Raw genomic sequence first — 15,625 nt, 5'->3', positions numbered from 1 at the left:
ACGGAGATCTATAGGGAGGCTGTATGACACTCCTGTGTACACAGGAATAGCCATTGGAGAATTCAACATGCTTCGTTCTGCCATTGCTGCAGCTGCAATGATTTTCGCGCTCCCTGTTGCCGCTGAACCTGTTCGGTTTGCGGTCACCGACATCGAAGGCCTGGAAGCCCTGCAGCAGGAATTTTCTGCCTTTGAAAAGGCTCTGGAAGACACAACGGGTTTGGACATCGAACTGTTTCCGGTCAGCTCCCGCACGTCCGCTGTTGAGTCTATGAACCAGAATAAGGTCGATCTGGTTCTGACAGGCCCGGCTGAATATGTCGTGATGAAGGAACTGACCAACGCGGAAATCGTGGTTGCTTGGCAGCGCCCAAACTACTTCGCCCAGATCGTGGTGATGGCAGAAGGTGAGATTGACGGGCCACAGGACCTCAAGGGCAAGACCGTGACTTTCGGTAGTGTTGGCTCAACGTCTCAGCACCTCGGCCCGGCGCAGGTTCTCGCTGACTTCGGCCTTGCTTACGGCACTGATTACACGCCGCAGATTATTTCTCGCAACGTGGCCATTGAAGCTCTGATCCGCGGCGATGTGCAGGCTGTTGGTATGAACGACAGCCACTTGCGCCGCATTCGCGACGCGTTTCCTGGCGAAGCTTTCAAGGTCATTGCCCGGGGCCGTGATCTTCCGAACGACATCCTGGTCGCTCGTCCGGACATGGATCGTGACGCTTTGGGAAAAATCAAGACCGCGTTCCTGGAAAACAGCGGAGCGCTGATGGCTGCTGTTCTGAAGGGCGAAGATAACCAAAAATATGGTGGTGGCTTCTTCCTGACCGGCGTGAACGATGAGAACTACAACTACGTTCGCGACATGTACCAGACCATTGGTGTCGACACCTCTTCATTCGTTGGTGACTAACCTCCTCCTGAAGATGCCGGGAGCGCGGGTGATCGCGCTCCTTTCCGGTGCTGTCGCTGTGTCTTGCACCGGAAATTGACACCAAGAATCCCGAGGACCGCGCGGTGCTTCACACGCCTCTCGCTGATACCAAAGATGTTGCGATTGCAACGTCGGCACTTAAGAAACAGTACAAGAATGGCCAGTTTCCGGTCCTGAAGGGCGTCAACTTGACCATTCGCCACGGCGAGCGAGTCGCGTTGATCGGCTCCAATGGCAGCGGCAAATCGACTTTGTTGAAGTGCCTCATTGGGCTGCATGCTGTGAACGAGGGATCAGTCCAGACCCTTGGTGAAACCTTTGGCTCCATGCCGACCGCTGCGCAGCGCGCACAGTTGCGCAAGCAGACCGGTTTTGTCTTCCAAAAACACTGTCTGGTGAAACGGCACTCGGTTTTAAGCAATGTTGTCCACGGCATGCTGGGTTTGCCCGGCAGTTGGCGCGCCTTCACTCAGGCGACGGCGCCTTCTAGGTGGCGCGCGAAAGCCATGTCTGCCCTTGAGGATGTTAATTTGGCCGAGAGGGCGCGGAGCCGGGCCGACGCGTTGTCAGGAGGTCAGCAACAGCGCGTTGCAATTGCACGCGCAATCGTGCGTGGGCCACGGCTAATCATTGCCGATGAGCCGGCCGCCAGCCTTGATCCAGTATCTGGCGCCGAGGTCATGCGACTGTTTTCCGAACTTGCTCAAGCGCACGGGATTACCTTGCTCTTCACCAGCCATGACATGGACCACGCTGCGGCGTATTCCGATCGGATCGTGGCTCTGAAAAATGGGCAGATCTTGTTTGACAAGGCCTCGCGCGAAGTCTCTGACCAAGACCTTCGGGACACATTCCAATGAGTGGCGTGTCCCCGGACCTCCGGTCCCGTTTTTCGGGAATGTCATCGATCAATTTTGTACTAATCCTTGTTGTTGCCGCGATTGTTCTGAGTTCCATCAACTCTGTTGCGCCCTCCCTTGGCCAATTGGCGGACGGGTTGCCGAGTATGGTCAATCTGGTCGATCGCATGTGGCCGCCTAACACGGAAGCCAATTTCCTGACGCGGGTGGGAATGCGCCTCGTCGAGACATTTCAAATAGCCTTAGCGGGTGCCGCGATCGGGATCGCTCTCAGTCTTCCGATTGGGTGGCTGGCTGCGAAAAAAGTGTCTCCCATCGGTCCGGCGTCCTGGCTGGTGAAAGCTATCATTTCTCTACTTCGGACCATCCCCGATCTGGTTTGGGCGCTTTTGTTTGTGGTGACTGTCGGGCTTGGGGCCGTTGCAGGCACCATGACGATCGTTGTCGACACAATCGGGTTTTGCGGCCGGTTTTTCGCGGAAGCCATGGAAGACGCCGACAAGGAACCGCAGGAAGCGCTCGCAGCGATCGGTGCCAACAAGGTGTCTATCCTTATGGGTGGAATATTGCCGGATGCCGCACCATCAATGATCAACACAGCCCTGTTTGCGTTGGAAAAAGCTGTCCGGTCGTCCGTCGTTTTGGGTCTTGTCGGTGCTGGCGGGATCGGCCAGGAATTGAAGGCGGCCTTCGATCTCTTCCAGTACAAGAACGCGTCCGCGATTATCCTTGTGATCTTCGTGATCGTGCTCGTGATGGAGTTCATCACCGACTGGCTGCGCAGCAAATTGCAATAGATCCGCCGTTCTTCTGGTGCGTTCCAACACATAATGGATGCCAAGCGCAAACTGCTCGGAAGCATGAACCAGCTGTTAGAGACGCCATCTATTGAGATTGATCTGCCCCAGCGATTTTTTGATTGCGGCTGGCCGGATGTGTTTCGCATAGAACCACGACAATTACCGGCCAGCGCTCACAGAGTGTCTGTTTGTAACTACTGATTGCTCATGGCTTTCAGCGGAGGTCCAACCTCATCCGGGATTGGGCAGGCATAGGGGTCTTTGGCCAGCGTCGCCTTGTGTGCGTCAATGGCCTGGCTCAAAACGCCAGCGTCCTCAAAGAGATCGACGGCCGTGCCTGCCATGATCTTTGCAGCGTGGACCATGCCCTTGTGTGCAGCCGGTGCCTTTCCTTGTGCGGTCAGCTGCCATGTGTGGAACGGAGTGCCAACTGCACAGGTGGCAACGCGGGCTTGAACGGTCGGCACAGCCCAGCTGACATCGCCAACATCGGTAGAGCCTTCTCCACCTTCGCTTTGGCGATCCAGCGGGGCAACGAAATCACACAGCGCGAGATCTGGATCAACTTCTGCCCCAATGCGGCGGAACGAGACGTTGATATTGTCCTCACTTAGCGTCTCACGGATCTTGTTTGCAAAGATGCGGTCCGTTTCATCGAAATTAGGGGCGCCCAAGCGGTCCAGATTGCGCTGCATGGTTTCTTCCAAAGGGCGGTTGCCAAGCAGATTGGAGACACCGCTAACGACACTGCTCTCGACCGTTGTCTCGGTCATAAGCGCTGCACCTTCGGCAATTTTGCGCACCCGCCCGATCAGTTCGCGCAGTTCCTTAAGGTTCCGCGCCCGAACCAGCTGCCGCACGGTTGCCTTGGACTGGACGACATTGGGCGCAATCCCGCCGGCATCCAGATAGGCATAATGGACCCTGGCGTCGTCCGGCATGTGTTCGCGCATGTAATTCACGCCCACATTCATGAGTTCGATTGCATCGAGAGCGCTGCGGCCGAGTTCGGGAGCTCCGGCGGCATGAGCTGCGCGGCCATGGAAGGTGAAATCGATCCGCGTGTTTGCAAGGGACTTGGCCTCGTTGACCCCGGTGAAGGTTGCCGGATGCCAGGAGATTGCTGCATCGACGTCGTCGAACAGGCCTTCGCGAACCATGAAGGTCTTGGCCGCGCCGCCTTCTTCGGCGGGGCAGCCGTAATAGCGCACACGCCCTTTGAGCCCGCGTTCTGCCAGGTAATCTTTCACAGCGGATGCTGCCATCAAAGCTGCAGAGCCGAGAAGATTGTGCCCGCACCCATGCCCGGGACCGCCAGCCTCGACCGGCTGATGTTCGGCAACACCAGCAGCCTGACCAAGTTCTGGAAGGGCATCGAACTCGCCCAAAATAGCAATGACGGGACCTTCATCCCCGGCTTCGCCGACAATCGCGGTCGGTATACCCGCGACACCTTCGGTGATCTTGAACCCTTCCTGTTCCAGCATTTTCTTATGCTCAGCAACGGACTTGAATTCGGTATAGGCAATTTCCGGCAGGTCAAAGACACGGTCGGAAAGGCCGACGTAGTCCTCCCGGCGGCTGTCGACCAGATCCCACACGCGATCCGTATTTTTCATTGTGTCCTCCCAAATGGTCAGCAGAACCCCGTCGCGCCGCACATATGCGGCACGGGGCAGTTTTCGTATTGGCAATCCCGACTGCCGGGATCAGAGCGTCTTCCAGTAGTGGCAGGCGACCGAATGGCCGTCGCCGAAAGTCTCAAGGCCCGGCTGCTCCTGGCGGCAGAGGTCCTGTGCATGTGGACAGCGCGGATTGAAGAAACATCCTTTCGGCGGATCCAGAGGAGACGGGATTTCGCCCTCAATCGGCGCAAAGTCCCGCTTTCGTTGATCCAGCCGGGGTGCTTCTGCAAGCAGGGCTTTTGTGTAGGGGTGTTTAGGCGCGCTGAAGATCTCTTCGGTCGAGGCGCTTTCGACAATCCGTCCGAGATACATGATCGCGACCCGGTCCGCGATATGTTCAACAACGCTGAGATCGTGGCTAATGAAGAGATAGGTCAGGCCAAACTCTTCGCGCAGATCCATGAACAGATTGATAACCTGCGCCTGGATCGACACGTCAAGGGCCGCAATCGCCTCGTCGCAGACGAGGAATTTCGGTTTGACCGCAAGCGCCCGGGCAATGCCGATGCGCTGACGCTGGCCGCCAGAAAACTGATGCGCGTATCGCCGTTTCAAAGATGGATCCAGGCCGACCTTCTTCATGATGTCGTCGACGTAGTCAGAGGCTTCTGATCTTGAAACGACACCGTGGACTTGCGGCGCTTCGCCAATGATGTCTTCCACCCGCATGCGCGGATTGAGACTGGCGAAGGGATCCTGAAAAATCATCTGAATGGCGAGTGTTGCCGCTTTCTTTTCAGCGCGCGACATCGTGGCGACGTTCTTGCCTTGAAACAGCAGTTGCCCGGAGCTCGGTGCATGAATGCCTGCAACAACACGGCCAAGCGTGGATTTGCCACAGCCAGATTCGCCGACAAGACCCAGCACTTCACCTTCTTTGACGGTGAGGTTCACTTCATCGACGGCGTGGACGATTTCCTCCCGGATGCCAGCACCCAGTTTTTGCGCGACTTTTTCGGCAATATCGAGGCGTTTGGCAAAACGTTTCGAGATGTCTTTGATCTCAACAAGTGGCGCGTTCATTCGGCTGCAGCCTGTGCCTGAGGGTTAAAACAGCGGATATCCCGGTTCGCGACATGAGTGATCGGCGGCGGGGCTTTGCAGGCTGAACTTGCTGATCTGCACCGCGGCGCAAAGGCACAGCCTTCGGGGAGGGCCAGCATGTTTGGCGTCATACCCTCGATTTGGAACAATCGTTCGCCGCGCTTGTTTGCGGTTGGAACCGATCCGAGAAGCCCGACCGTGTAGGGATGCAGCGGGTGGTCGATGACATCGTCGGTCAGACCCTGCTCGACGATCCGGCCCGCGTACATCACAGAGATCCGGTCGGCGAGGCCTGCAACTACGGCGAGATCGTGGGTGATCCAGATCATCGCAGTGCCCGTCTGGCGCGTCAGCTTCTGCGCTTCGTGGATTATCTGTGCCTGGATTGTGACATCCAGTGCCGTCGTCGGTTCATCGGCGATGATCAGGTCCGGTTTGTTGAGGAATGCGATCGCGATCGATACCCGTTGGCGCATGCCGCCGGACAGCTGGTGCGGATAGGCTTTTAGCCGCTCTTCGGGGGAGGGGATGCCGACAAGGCCGAGTGCATCCCGCGACCGTTCCCAGGCTTCTTTCTTCGAGACTTTCTCGTGTGCAAAGATCGCTTCCATCATCTGGGAATCGATGCGCAGAACCGGGTTCAGCGTCATCATCGGGTCTTGAAAGATCATCGATATCCGATTGCCGCGGATGGATTTCAGCGTCTCCTCCGGTGCATTGGCAATCTCATCGCCATTGAAGCGGATCGAGCCTTCGACGATCCGCCCTGGTTGATCAATCAGGCCAAGGATGGAGAAGCCGGTGATGGACTTGCCAGACCCCGATTCCCCAACAAGACCCATGACCTCGCCCTTGTTGACGGTGAAATCAACGCCGTCGACGGCTTTGACGACACCTGCGTGGGTGAAGAAATGCGTCTTCAGCCCAGCAACTTCGAGAACCGCCGTCATTTCTTCATCCTCGGATTGAGAACGTCGCGCAGCTGATCGCCGACGAGATTGATCGAGGCAACGGTCAGGAGAAGCGCAATCCCGGGAAAGACAGAAATCCAGTACCGGCCGGACAGCATGTACTCAAAGCCATTGGCGATCAGAACGCCGAGAGACGGTTCCGTTTGCGGCAGCCCCACGCCAAGGAACGAGAGCGTTGCTTCCAGCGAAACCGCATGAGCTGTCTGCACGGTCCCAACCACGATCAGGGGGGCGAGGCAGTTCGGCAGGATGTGGCGGAAGACAACCCGTGTCTTGGAAAGCCCGAGACATTGGGCTGCTTCGACGTACTCCTTGCCGCGTTCAACAAGCGCGGTGGCCCGAACCGTCCGTGCATAATAGGCCCATTGGGCGACAACGAGCGCAAGAATGATCTTGTCGATGCCCTTGCCCAATGCGGCCACCAGCATCAGGGCCACCAAGGCTGCCGGGAACGACAATTGAAGGTCGACTACCCGCATGATGACGGCTTCTGTTCTGCCGCCGGCATAAGCGGCGATCAGGCCAACGACCATCCCGACAAACAATGCGATCACGCCGGATGCCAAGCCCACGGAAATGGAAATCCTGAGCCCATAAAGAATGGCAGAATAAAGATCCCGGCCAGCACCATCGGAGCCCAGCCACATGGTATATCCAGCGAATGCTTCCGATCCGGGCGGCAGCCGTCCGTCCAGAACATCGACCTGCGCCAGGTCATAGGGGTTTTGCGGGGTAATCCAGGGCGCAAGTATGGCCAGGGCCATGATGATCACGAGGACGAAGAACGCCGTTGCCGCAATTCGGCTTTCGAAAAACTCAGCCCTGAACCGTTGAAACGGTGTCTCAACCTTCACTTTGGCGGGCGCTGTAGATTGCAGTGTTGTATCGCTCATGCGCCCTGATCCTGCAAACGGACACGTGGGTCCAGAATTGAATAGATGATGTCAACGACCAGGTTGATGACCACGAAGAACAGCACCATGATCATCAGGTAGGCGACGACGACGGGCCGGTCGAGTTGAAGAATGGCATCGATCAGCAACTTGCCCATTCCTGGCCAGGCAAAGATCGTTTCTGTCACAACAGAGAATCCGATGAGGCTGCCGAATTCCAGGCCCATGACTGTCACGACCGGGATCATGATGTTCTTCATTACATGGACAAAGATGATCCGCCTGGTCGAAATGCCCTTGGCCCTTGCGTACTTCACATAGTCTTGGCTCATCGCTTCCCGCACGCCGGCCCGCGTCAAGCGGATGGCAAGCGAGATTTTCAGAAGTGCCAGGTTCAAGGCCGGCAAGAAAATGTGCCGTAGACCGTCCCAGGTCGCCAAACTGGTCTCAATCCCGAAAATCGTGGCCGTGTCGCCTCGCCCTGTTGAGGGCAGCCATCCGAGTTCAACGGCGAACAGCAATATGAGCATCAAGCCGACCCAGAATGTCGGCAGGGAAAACCCGAGAATGGATCCGGCCATGATGCCCTTGGAAATCGGGTTGTCCGGATAAAGCCCGGAAAACAGACCAAGCGGGATGCCAATGACAATGGCAAGCATCAACGCACTGAATGCAAGCTCCAGTGTGGCTGGCATGTGGTGCAGGATCAGCTTCAGGGCTGGTTCGCCGAAGATAAAGGAATCGCCCAGATTGCCTTGGGCTGCCCCTTTCAAGAACAGCAGATATTGATCCCAGATCGGACGGTCGAGACCAAGCCGGCGGATTGCGGCCTCGATGTCGGCCTGATCGGCATCAGGGCTGACCAGCATATAGACCGGGTCGCCAACAATGTTCACACCGAAGAAGACGATCACCGACATGAGAAACACGACGAGGAACGCCTGCATCAGCCGGCGGATGACAAAAACAGACATAAGGAGTTCCAGGTTCAGGGAAATTCCGGGCCGCTGAGACCAGCGGCCCGGAAATCGCTGGTTATTCCTTCACGACACCCATGGCGAGCGTGTACTCGTCGGTGCGGGGAATATACTTCAGGCCCTTCTTGGCCGCCCAGGTGTTGACCTGGAAGTGGGTCGGGATGATCGCGACATCATTGATGGCCATCTCGGTGGCTTCCGCGAGCAGGTCCTGACGCTTTTCATCATCAACGGTCCTCAATGCTTCTTCGATCTTCGCATCGATTTCCGCATTGGAGTGGCGCCCACGGTTTGATGACCCGAAGCCCTTGTCCTTGTCGTATGTGTGGATCAGGGACTTCAGCGGAGATGAAGCTTCGCCCGAACCGGCACCCCAGCCGACCAGGATGAAGCTGAACTCCGGTTGACCATCGGCACCGCCACGGGACGCGCGGCCGAAATAGACGGAACGCGGCATGGTTTCGACGGCCGTCTTGATGCCAACACGTGTCAGCATCTGACCAATCGCCTCGGCGATTTTCGCATCATTGATGTAGCGATCGTTCGGGCCGTGAATGGTCAATTGGAAGCCGTCCGGATACCCGGCTTCTGCCAATAGTTCCTTCGCACCATTCGGGTCGTAATCAATCGGCTGCAGGTTTTCCGAAACGCCAAAGAAACCCTCCGGCAACAGCTGACCGGCCGGCAGTGCCACGCCTTCCATCACCCGGTCGACGATCGCATTCCGGTTGATCGACTTGGAGATCGCCAGACGCACGCGCTGGTCAAGAAGCGGATTTTTGATGTCGCCGCCGTCAGCGCCCTTCACAAAGGGGGAGTTCTCGCGGAACTGGTCCAAATGGAGATAGATGACCCGGTTGGAAACACCCTGGCTGAGCTGGATCTCGTCCTTGCCTTCAAGCACGCCGATATCTGTCGTCGGAACGCTTGCAATCATATCGACATCACCAGCAAGCAGAGCGGCGACACGGCTCGGACCTGATTTGATCGGGCGGAAGTCGACTTCACTCCAGATCGGAGCGTCGCCCCAGTAGTCATCGTTGCGCACCATGGTGATGCTTTCACCCGGCTTGTAGCTTCCGAACTTGAACGGACCGGTGCCAATCGCAGCGGTCCCAGTGTTGAAGTCTTCTGTCGCCGCGCCACATCCCGCGCTGTCCGAGATCACCGGGATCGTCGAAATGTCGTTCGCCATCAGCGGATATGGCGTTTCGGTGGAGATGTGGACCGTGTAGTCGTCGATTTTCTTGAAGGTTTTGCCCTTCAAATAGGTGCCGAAGCCAGATGGGGAGTTCGGGACATCCGGAGCCCGCTCCATGGTGCAAATGACGTCATCGGCATTGAAGTCGCTGCCGTCATGGAATTTCACGCCTTCGCGAAGTTTGAACTCCCATGTCAGCTCGTCGATCGGTTGCCAAGATACGGCAAGGCCCGGCGACAAACGTTGCTTTTCGTCTTGTGCAATTAGGCGATCAAACAGGTGGTACGAGATTGCGTTGTTCGGACCCAGATTGTGGAAATGAGGATCCATCGCTGTTGGCTCGGAAGCCAACCCAATGGTCAGTTTTTCTGCGGATGCTGCCCCGGTCATCAAGGCAAACACGCTTACAGACACCGCGGCTGCGGCAGTAAGTTTTCTCATGACAATATAACTCCCTCGGAAGGCGCGGTGCCCTTTTGCCGGACCTTTTTGCCGCACGCTGGAAAGGATGGTAGCTTGCAGAAAATTCATTGCCAACAGAGAATTTAATCCATTTTTGCATAGCTTAATTCATCTTGTAGGCATGACCATTTATAAGGCAGATCTCAACCTATGGCAGAGCCACGGCACAGACTAAGGGAAATGGAAGCGCTCCGTGCGCTCGTGACCACCGGCACGACCATTGGCGCTGCGCGGCGGCTCGGTGTTTCGCAGTCCTCTGTCAGTCGCGCGTTGGGGCAATTGGAGCAGCGGGTTGGCCGGACTCTGTTTTTGCGGAGCGCCGGCAAAATCGAACCGACTGCCGCGGCGCTCAGGCTCAACGAGCAGCTTGATCCACTTTTTGAAACGCTAGCTCTGATTGAAGGCGCGGAATGGGCGGAGGCCGATGAAGAGCCCTTGCGCCTCATTGTTCCGCCCACACTTGCCCATAACTTCATCATTACAAGAGTGGCCGCGTTCTTGAAACAGAACCCGGGCAAGAACCTGCAGCTGGATATTCAGGCAACGGATGTGTTGGTCTCTGGTATCCTGGATCTGCGTTATGACTTGGGGCTGACCAGCGCGATGATTCAGCGCTCTGGTGTCACTCTCGTGCCGTGGCTCCGCTCCCATGTGGTTTGCGCAATGCCCAAAGGACATCCCCTCGAGGCAAAGCAGATTGTCACACCGGCCGATCTGGAAGGTGTGGAGTTGATCGAATTTCTAAGGCGGCTCGGCACCCGCGCGATCACAGAACAGTTGTTTGCCCGCTCTGGTGTCAAACCCCGGACGGTTGCGGAAACGGCGACGAACATGGCCGCTCTTGAACTGGTCCGCGAGGGGCTTGGCGTTACGGTGCTGAATCCCTTTCCCGTACTTTCCGTCGGCGTGCCGAACATCTCCGTTCGGCCATTCGATGCACCGATCACTTATGACACCAGCTTCGTGTTGCCCGCGGGGCGCCAACCGTCAGAGCTTGCCCAGCAGTTCATGGAGTACATCAAATCAACCACACCGGCCGATGACTACTCAGAGGCCGTTTGATCGGCGATCAGCCACGGCGAACAATTGCAAACAAAGAGATACAGACAAGGGATTAGGCATGACACAACGCAGTGCAGCGATTAGGGCGGCGGCGAAGAGTTTCGAAGATGGCAGTTTTCAAAAGGATCTAACTGCGCTGGTCGCAGTCCACACATCCAGCCGGGAGGAGGAGCACCGGCCCGACCTGATGCGCTATCTGGAGACAGAGATGCGCAAGCGGTTCGAAGCGATGGGATTTGCGGTCGACATCCACCCCAATGAAATGCTCGACCGGGCGCCCTTTCTCGTTGCCAAGCGGATCGAGGATCCAAGCCTGCCTACACTGTTTTGCTACGGACACGGGGACACGGTTCCTGGAGAAGAAGGCCGCTGGAGCGAGGACCGGAATCCCTGGACGCTGGATGTCGCGCAAACCCCGTCTGGTCCCCGCTGGTATGGCCGCGGCACTGCCGACAACAAGGCACAGCATGCCATCAATATGGAAGCCATGCGCCATGTGATCGATACGCGTGGCCGTCTTGGTTACAACGCCACATTCCTGATCGAGATGGCAGAAGAAATGGGCTCGCCTGGGCTCTATGAATTTTGCCGGGACAACCGGGACATGTTGGCGGCCGATCTGCTGATTGCATCGGATGGTCCGCGGTTTTCGACAGATGCGCCGGATATCAAGCTCGGTACTCGGGGCGGTCTGAACCTAAGGTTCCGTCTGGAATACCGGGACGGTGGTCACCATTCCGGCAACTGGGGCGGACTGCTGGCCAATCCCGCCATCGTGCTCATGCATGCGCTCACGACCCTGGTTAGCCGAACCGGCGAGATCCTTCATCCCGGCCTGAAGCCTGCCCATATTAAGAATTCTGTGCGCGACGCACTTGCCAAGGTGACAGTTACATCCGGACCGGATGATCCGGAGATTGATCCCTGGTGGGGAGAGCCGGGCTTGAGCGGCGCAGAGAAAGTCTTCGGCTGGAATACATTTGAAGTCCTCTCCTTCATTGCAGGGGATCCGGAGAAACCTCAAAATGCAGTTCCCCCTTTTGCCGAAGCGATCTGCCAGATCCGCTTTGTGGTGGATACGGACCCCGACACCTTCCTGCCCCTGATCCGCCAGCATCTGAAGGACCACGGGTTTGATGGCATCTCGGTTGAACCGGCCCGGATGTCGATGCTGCGCGCTTCACGGCTCGATCCGGAACATCCGGCCGTTGCCTGGGCTGTCACATCAATTGAAAAGACGACTGGAAAACCGGTGACTGTCATCCCCAATGCCGGAGGCTCTCTGCCAAACGACATCTTTCTCAACACCATTGGCATGCCAACGCTCTGGGTTCCGCACAGCTACACCGGTTGTTCCCAGCACGCCCCGAACGAACACGTCCTGCCGCATCTGATGAAAGAAGGACTGGAGATGATGACGGGCTTGTTCTGGGACCTGGGAGACGGTTTTCCCTAACGTTCAGACGTCATCCTAGCTTCACCCAAGCCGCATTTCTGGTTGATGATCTTACGCAGGCGTCGACAAATTCAACGCCTGCAAGGCCCTCTTGAATGCCGGGCAAAAGCGTTGTTTGTGTCTCGCCTTTCGCATGTGCCCGGATTGCATCGGCGGCTTCCCGGTAGAGGTTGGCGAAGCCTTCCAGGTAACCTTCCGGATGTCCGGGCGGGATTCGTGTGGTGGGAGCAATACTGTCCAGCATGCCGGAACCACCTCTTGTCAGGCGCTGGGCTGGTTCTCCGAACGGGGAATACTGCAGATAATTCGGGTTTTCCTGATGCCATTCAATGCCGGCCTTGTCGCCATAGACCCGGAGCTTGAGATTGTTCTCATTTCCCGGTGCGACCTGTGAACACCAGAGCATCCCGCGCGCTCCGCCGTCAAAGCGCAGCATGACGTGGCCGTTGTCATCAACCTGCCGGCCCGGAACAAAGGACTGCAAATCGGCGGCAAGGCTCTCGGCCCGTAGACCGCTCACAAAGCAGGCCAGATTGTAGGCATGCGTTCCAATGTCACCAGTTGCCCCCCCCGCACCGGACCGGGCAGGGTCGGTGCGCCAATCGGCTTGCTTGTTGTGCTGTTCGACCGTCAGCCAATCCTGCGGGTACTCGACCTGAATGACCCGGATTGTTCCAAGATCGCCGTTTTTAACCATCTCCCGCGCCTGGCGGATCATGGGATAGCCGGTGTAATTGTGCGTGAGAATAAATAGAGCCGGTGAGGCTGCGGCCGCTTTGGCCAGCTTTTTAGCGTCTGCCAGCGTCGAGGTCATCGGCTTGTCGCAGATCACGTGAATGCCGCGCTTCAAGAATGCCTTGGCAGCCGGATAGTGAACATGGTTCGGCGTGACGATGGCAACGGCCTCGATCCCGTTCTTCAGCCGGGCCTCCCGTTTGGCCATGTCTTCAAAGGAGCTATAGATCCGGTCCGCCTTGAGGCCGAGAGCCTGCCCGGACGCGATAGCCTTGTCTGGTGTTGAGGACAAGGTACCTGCGACCAGTTCAAAACTGTTGTCCAGCCGCGCTGCGATCCGGTGAACCGCGCCGATAAAGGCATCCTTGCCGCCGCCGACCATGCCGAGGCGGAACGGGCGTTGGAATGTGTTTTCCTTTCCTTCGATGGTCATGCCTTGCTCCTATCCAATGCCCAGCATCTTGCGGTTGGCCGCTTCGTCTGTCCCGCCGTCGGCAAAGTCATCAAAGGCTTTTTCAGTGACGCGGATGATATGGTCGGCAACAAATTGTGCCCCTTCCCGGGCACCGTCTTCCGGGTGCTTCAGGCAGCATTCCCATTCGACGACGGCCCAGCCGTCGAAGTCATTGGCTGCCATCTTGGAAAAGATGGCGCCGAAGTCGACCTGTCCGTCGCCCAAGGAGCGGAACCGCCCAGCCCGGTCAACCCAGGGCTGATAGCCGCTGTAAACGCCTTGGCGGCCGGTCGGATTGAACTCGGCGTCCTTGACGTGGAACATGCCGATCCGGTCCTTGTAGATGTCGATGTTGTCGAGATAGTCGAGACACTGAAGCACGTAGTGAGACGGATCGTAGAGCATCTTTGCACGGGCATGATTGTCAACGCGTTCCAGGAACATCTCGTACGTTGCACCATCATGAAGATCTTCGCCAGGATGAATCTCGTAGCAAACATCCACGCCCATATCGTCCGCATAATCCAGAATTGGACGCCAGCGTTTGGCAAGTTCGTCAAACGCGGTCTCAACAAGTCCAGCCGGTCGCTGCGGCCAGGGATAGATGTAAGGCCACGCCAGAGCGCCGGAAAACGTCGCATGAGCGGTGATGCCAAGGTTGCGGCTGGCCGTTAACGCCTGCTTGACCTGATCCACGGCCCAGGCCTGCCGCGCGGCCGGATTGCCGCGGACTTCCGGAGCTGCAAAGCCATCAAAGGCTGTGTCATAGGCAGGGTGGACGGCCACAAGCTGGCCTTGCAGATGCGTTGAAAGCTCGGTGACCTCAACTCCGTTCTCTCGGGCTTGTCCGGCAAAGTCGTCGCAGTATCCCTTCGAGCTGGCGGCTTTTTCCAGATCAATGAGCCGGCCATCCCAACTTGGAACCTGTACCCCTTTGTATCCGCAATCGGCGGCCCACTTCGTAATTGCGTCCCAGGAATTGAACGGCGCTTCATCTCCCGCAAACTGGGCAAGAAAAAGCGCAGGCCCCTTAATCGTTTTCATGACGACCTCTTGAATGAAATAGAGTTTTTGAGGGCCGGGATACGTGACTGAACCCGGCCCACACGAAGCGACGTCTTAGAAAGGCGACTCAGGGAAGTAGTAGCTTTCTGCGTTTTCACGGGTGATCAGTGTCGCCCCGAGAATGTACCTTCCGGCCACAGGGCCGTTCGATTTGAAGGCGTTGACTGTTGCATCCATCGCGGTTGCAATCATTGCCGGCGGGTAGAGGACGTTCACAGGGATCAGCTCATCGCCATCCATGATGCCTTTGATGATTTCCTTCATGCCAGCACCTCCGACAACGAACATGCCGTTGCCATCACGGCCGGCCTGTTTCAATGCAGCGACCACGCCGATCGCGATATCATCGTCTTGTGCCCACACCGCATCAATGTCTGGGAAGCGGGACAGGAAATCCTGCATGACTTCAAAACCGTCGTCACGGTTCCAGTTGGCATGCTTGTGATCCAGAACGTTGATACCCGAGCCCTCGATTTCCGCCATGAACGCATCAAAGCGTTCGTTGTCGATCACGGTTGGAATTCCGCGCAAGACAACGATGTTGTCGCCGTCCTTGAGGCGGCCCTTCATGTACTGGGCCGACACGCGGCCAAGCTCAGGGTTGTTGCCAGCAACATAGAGGTCTTCAATACCCGGTTGGCTGAGGCCACGATCGACAACAGTGATCCAGGCTCCGGATTTCTTGACGTTCAGGACCGGATCGGTGAGCGGTTCGGACTCAAACGGTAGAACGACGAGTGCATCGATCTGATGGACCGATACGAGATCTTCCAGCGCACTTGCCTGAGCGCCTGGATCCGGAGAGTTCACGAGGATCAGGTCCACGTCCGGATAAAGAGCCTCCAGACGTTTTTCGGCTTGCTCCGCGTGCCAGTTCATCCCTGCGGCCCAGGCGTGTGTCGGCGTTGGGTAGCTGACACCGATCTTGATCTTTTCTTCTGCGACTGCCGTTCCGCTGAGGGCGATCAGCCCCGTCAGTGCCATCGCACCCAGTGTTTTTCTTCCTAGCATTGTTTCCTC

14 protein-coding genes are annotated in these 15,625 nt (G+C 57.2%); 5 read left to right on the top strand and 9 right to left on the bottom strand.

Features of this window, described 5'->3' with window-relative positions; translation table 11 throughout:
* Positions 1 to 67: 67 nt before the first annotated feature.
* The 3 genes from ACVDG4_RS14785 to phnE all read left to right on the top strand — a co-directional run bounded on the left by ACVDG4_RS14785 (position 68) and on the right by phnE (position 2,597).
* On the top strand, positions 68 to 919 hold the full coding sequence (locus tag ACVDG4_RS14785) for a PhnD/SsuA/transferrin family substrate-binding protein (RefSeq protein ID WP_447235626.1): 852 nt from the start codon (positions 68 to 70) through the stop codon (positions 917 to 919).
* Positions 920 to 1,023: 104 nt separating this feature from the next.
* Complete coding sequence (locus ACVDG4_RS14780; RefSeq protein WP_409693603.1) at positions 1,024 to 1,800, top strand: phosphonate ABC transporter ATP-binding protein; 777 nt, start codon at positions 1,024 to 1,026, stop codon at positions 1,798 to 1,800.
* The gene (gene phnE / locus ACVDG4_RS14775; protein WP_409693600.1) at positions 1,797 to 2,597 is read left to right on the top strand and encodes a phosphonate ABC transporter, permease protein PhnE; all 801 of its coding nucleotides are present in this window, start codon (positions 1,797 to 1,799) and stop codon (positions 2,595 to 2,597) included. The genes ACVDG4_RS14780 and phnE overlap by 4 nt, the downstream gene beginning before the upstream one ends.
* Before the next feature lie 197 nt (positions 2,598 to 2,794).
* Here phnE and ACVDG4_RS14770 read toward each other — a convergent pair whose 3' ends face one another.
* The 6 genes from ACVDG4_RS14770 to ACVDG4_RS14745 form a co-directional block, all read right to left on the bottom strand.
* Positions 2,795 to 4,219, bottom strand: a complete 1,425-nt coding sequence (locus ACVDG4_RS14770; RefSeq protein WP_447235625.1) for a M20 family metallopeptidase — start codon at positions 4,217 to 4,219, stop codon at positions 2,795 to 2,797.
* Between the two features lie 90 nt (positions 4,220 to 4,309).
* Positions 4,310 to 5,308 (bottom strand): ABC transporter ATP-binding protein, encoded by a 999-nt coding sequence (locus ACVDG4_RS14765; protein WP_447235624.1) that lies wholly within the window; start codon positions 5,306 to 5,308, stop codon positions 4,310 to 4,312.
* Entirely contained in the window at positions 5,305 to 6,279 is a 975-nt protein-coding gene (locus ACVDG4_RS14760; protein WP_428523306.1) for an ABC transporter ATP-binding protein, read from the bottom strand. Before ACVDG4_RS14760 ends, ACVDG4_RS14765 begins: the two co-directional genes overlap by 4 nt.
* Positions 6,276 to 7,193, bottom strand: coding sequence for an ABC transporter permease (locus tag ACVDG4_RS14755; RefSeq protein ID WP_447235623.1), 918 nt, complete (start codon positions 7,191 to 7,193; stop codon positions 6,276 to 6,278). Before ACVDG4_RS14755 ends, ACVDG4_RS14760 begins: the two co-directional genes overlap by 4 nt.
* Positions 7,190 to 8,167 (bottom strand): ABC transporter permease, encoded by a 978-nt coding sequence (locus ACVDG4_RS14750; protein WP_447235622.1) that lies wholly within the window; start codon positions 8,165 to 8,167, stop codon positions 7,190 to 7,192. The genes ACVDG4_RS14755 and ACVDG4_RS14750 overlap by 4 nt, the downstream gene beginning before the upstream one ends.
* A gap of 61 nt (positions 8,168 to 8,228) precedes the next feature.
* The gene (locus tag ACVDG4_RS14745) at positions 8,229 to 9,812 is read right to left on the bottom strand and encodes an ABC transporter substrate-binding protein (RefSeq protein ID WP_447235621.1); all 1,584 of its coding nucleotides are present in this window, start codon (positions 9,810 to 9,812) and stop codon (positions 8,229 to 8,231) included.
* A gap of 171 nt (positions 9,813 to 9,983) precedes the next feature.
* Between ACVDG4_RS14745 and ACVDG4_RS14740 the strand changes: the two genes are divergently transcribed.
* Positions 9,984 to 10,895, top strand: coding sequence for a LysR family transcriptional regulator (locus tag ACVDG4_RS14740; protein ID WP_447235620.1), 912 nt, complete (start codon positions 9,984 to 9,986; stop codon positions 10,893 to 10,895).
* Positions 10,896 to 10,953: 58 nt separating this feature from the next.
* Entirely contained in the window at positions 10,954 to 12,351 is a 1,398-nt protein-coding gene (locus tag ACVDG4_RS14735; RefSeq protein ID WP_447235619.1) for a M20 family metallopeptidase, read from the top strand.
* Between the two features lie 10 nt (positions 12,352 to 12,361).
* Here ACVDG4_RS14735 and ACVDG4_RS14730 read toward each other — a convergent pair whose 3' ends face one another.
* The 3 genes from ACVDG4_RS14730 to ACVDG4_RS14720 all read right to left on the bottom strand — a co-directional run bounded on the left by ACVDG4_RS14730 (position 12,362) and on the right by ACVDG4_RS14720 (position 15,616).
* Positions 12,362 to 13,519 carry a Gfo/Idh/MocA family protein gene (locus tag ACVDG4_RS14730; RefSeq protein ID WP_447235618.1) on the bottom strand — a complete coding sequence of 386 codons (1,158 nt, stop codon included), beginning with the start codon at positions 13,517 to 13,519 and terminating at the stop codon, positions 12,362 to 12,364.
* Between the two features lie 9 nt (positions 13,520 to 13,528).
* Positions 13,529 to 14,584 carry a sugar phosphate isomerase/epimerase family protein gene (locus tag ACVDG4_RS14725; protein WP_133953195.1) on the bottom strand — a complete coding sequence of 352 codons (1,056 nt, stop codon included), beginning with the start codon at positions 14,582 to 14,584 and terminating at the stop codon, positions 13,529 to 13,531.
* A 75-nt stretch (positions 14,585 to 14,659) separates the two neighbouring features.
* Positions 14,660 to 15,616, bottom strand: coding sequence for a substrate-binding domain-containing protein (locus ACVDG4_RS14720; RefSeq protein WP_133953197.1), 957 nt, complete (start codon positions 15,614 to 15,616; stop codon positions 14,660 to 14,662).
* Between the last annotated feature and the right edge of the window lie 9 nt (positions 15,617 to 15,625).

This window comes from Roseibium sp. MB-4 (assembly GCF_053005265.1).
This window is presented reverse-complemented; position numbering and strand designations above follow the sequence as displayed.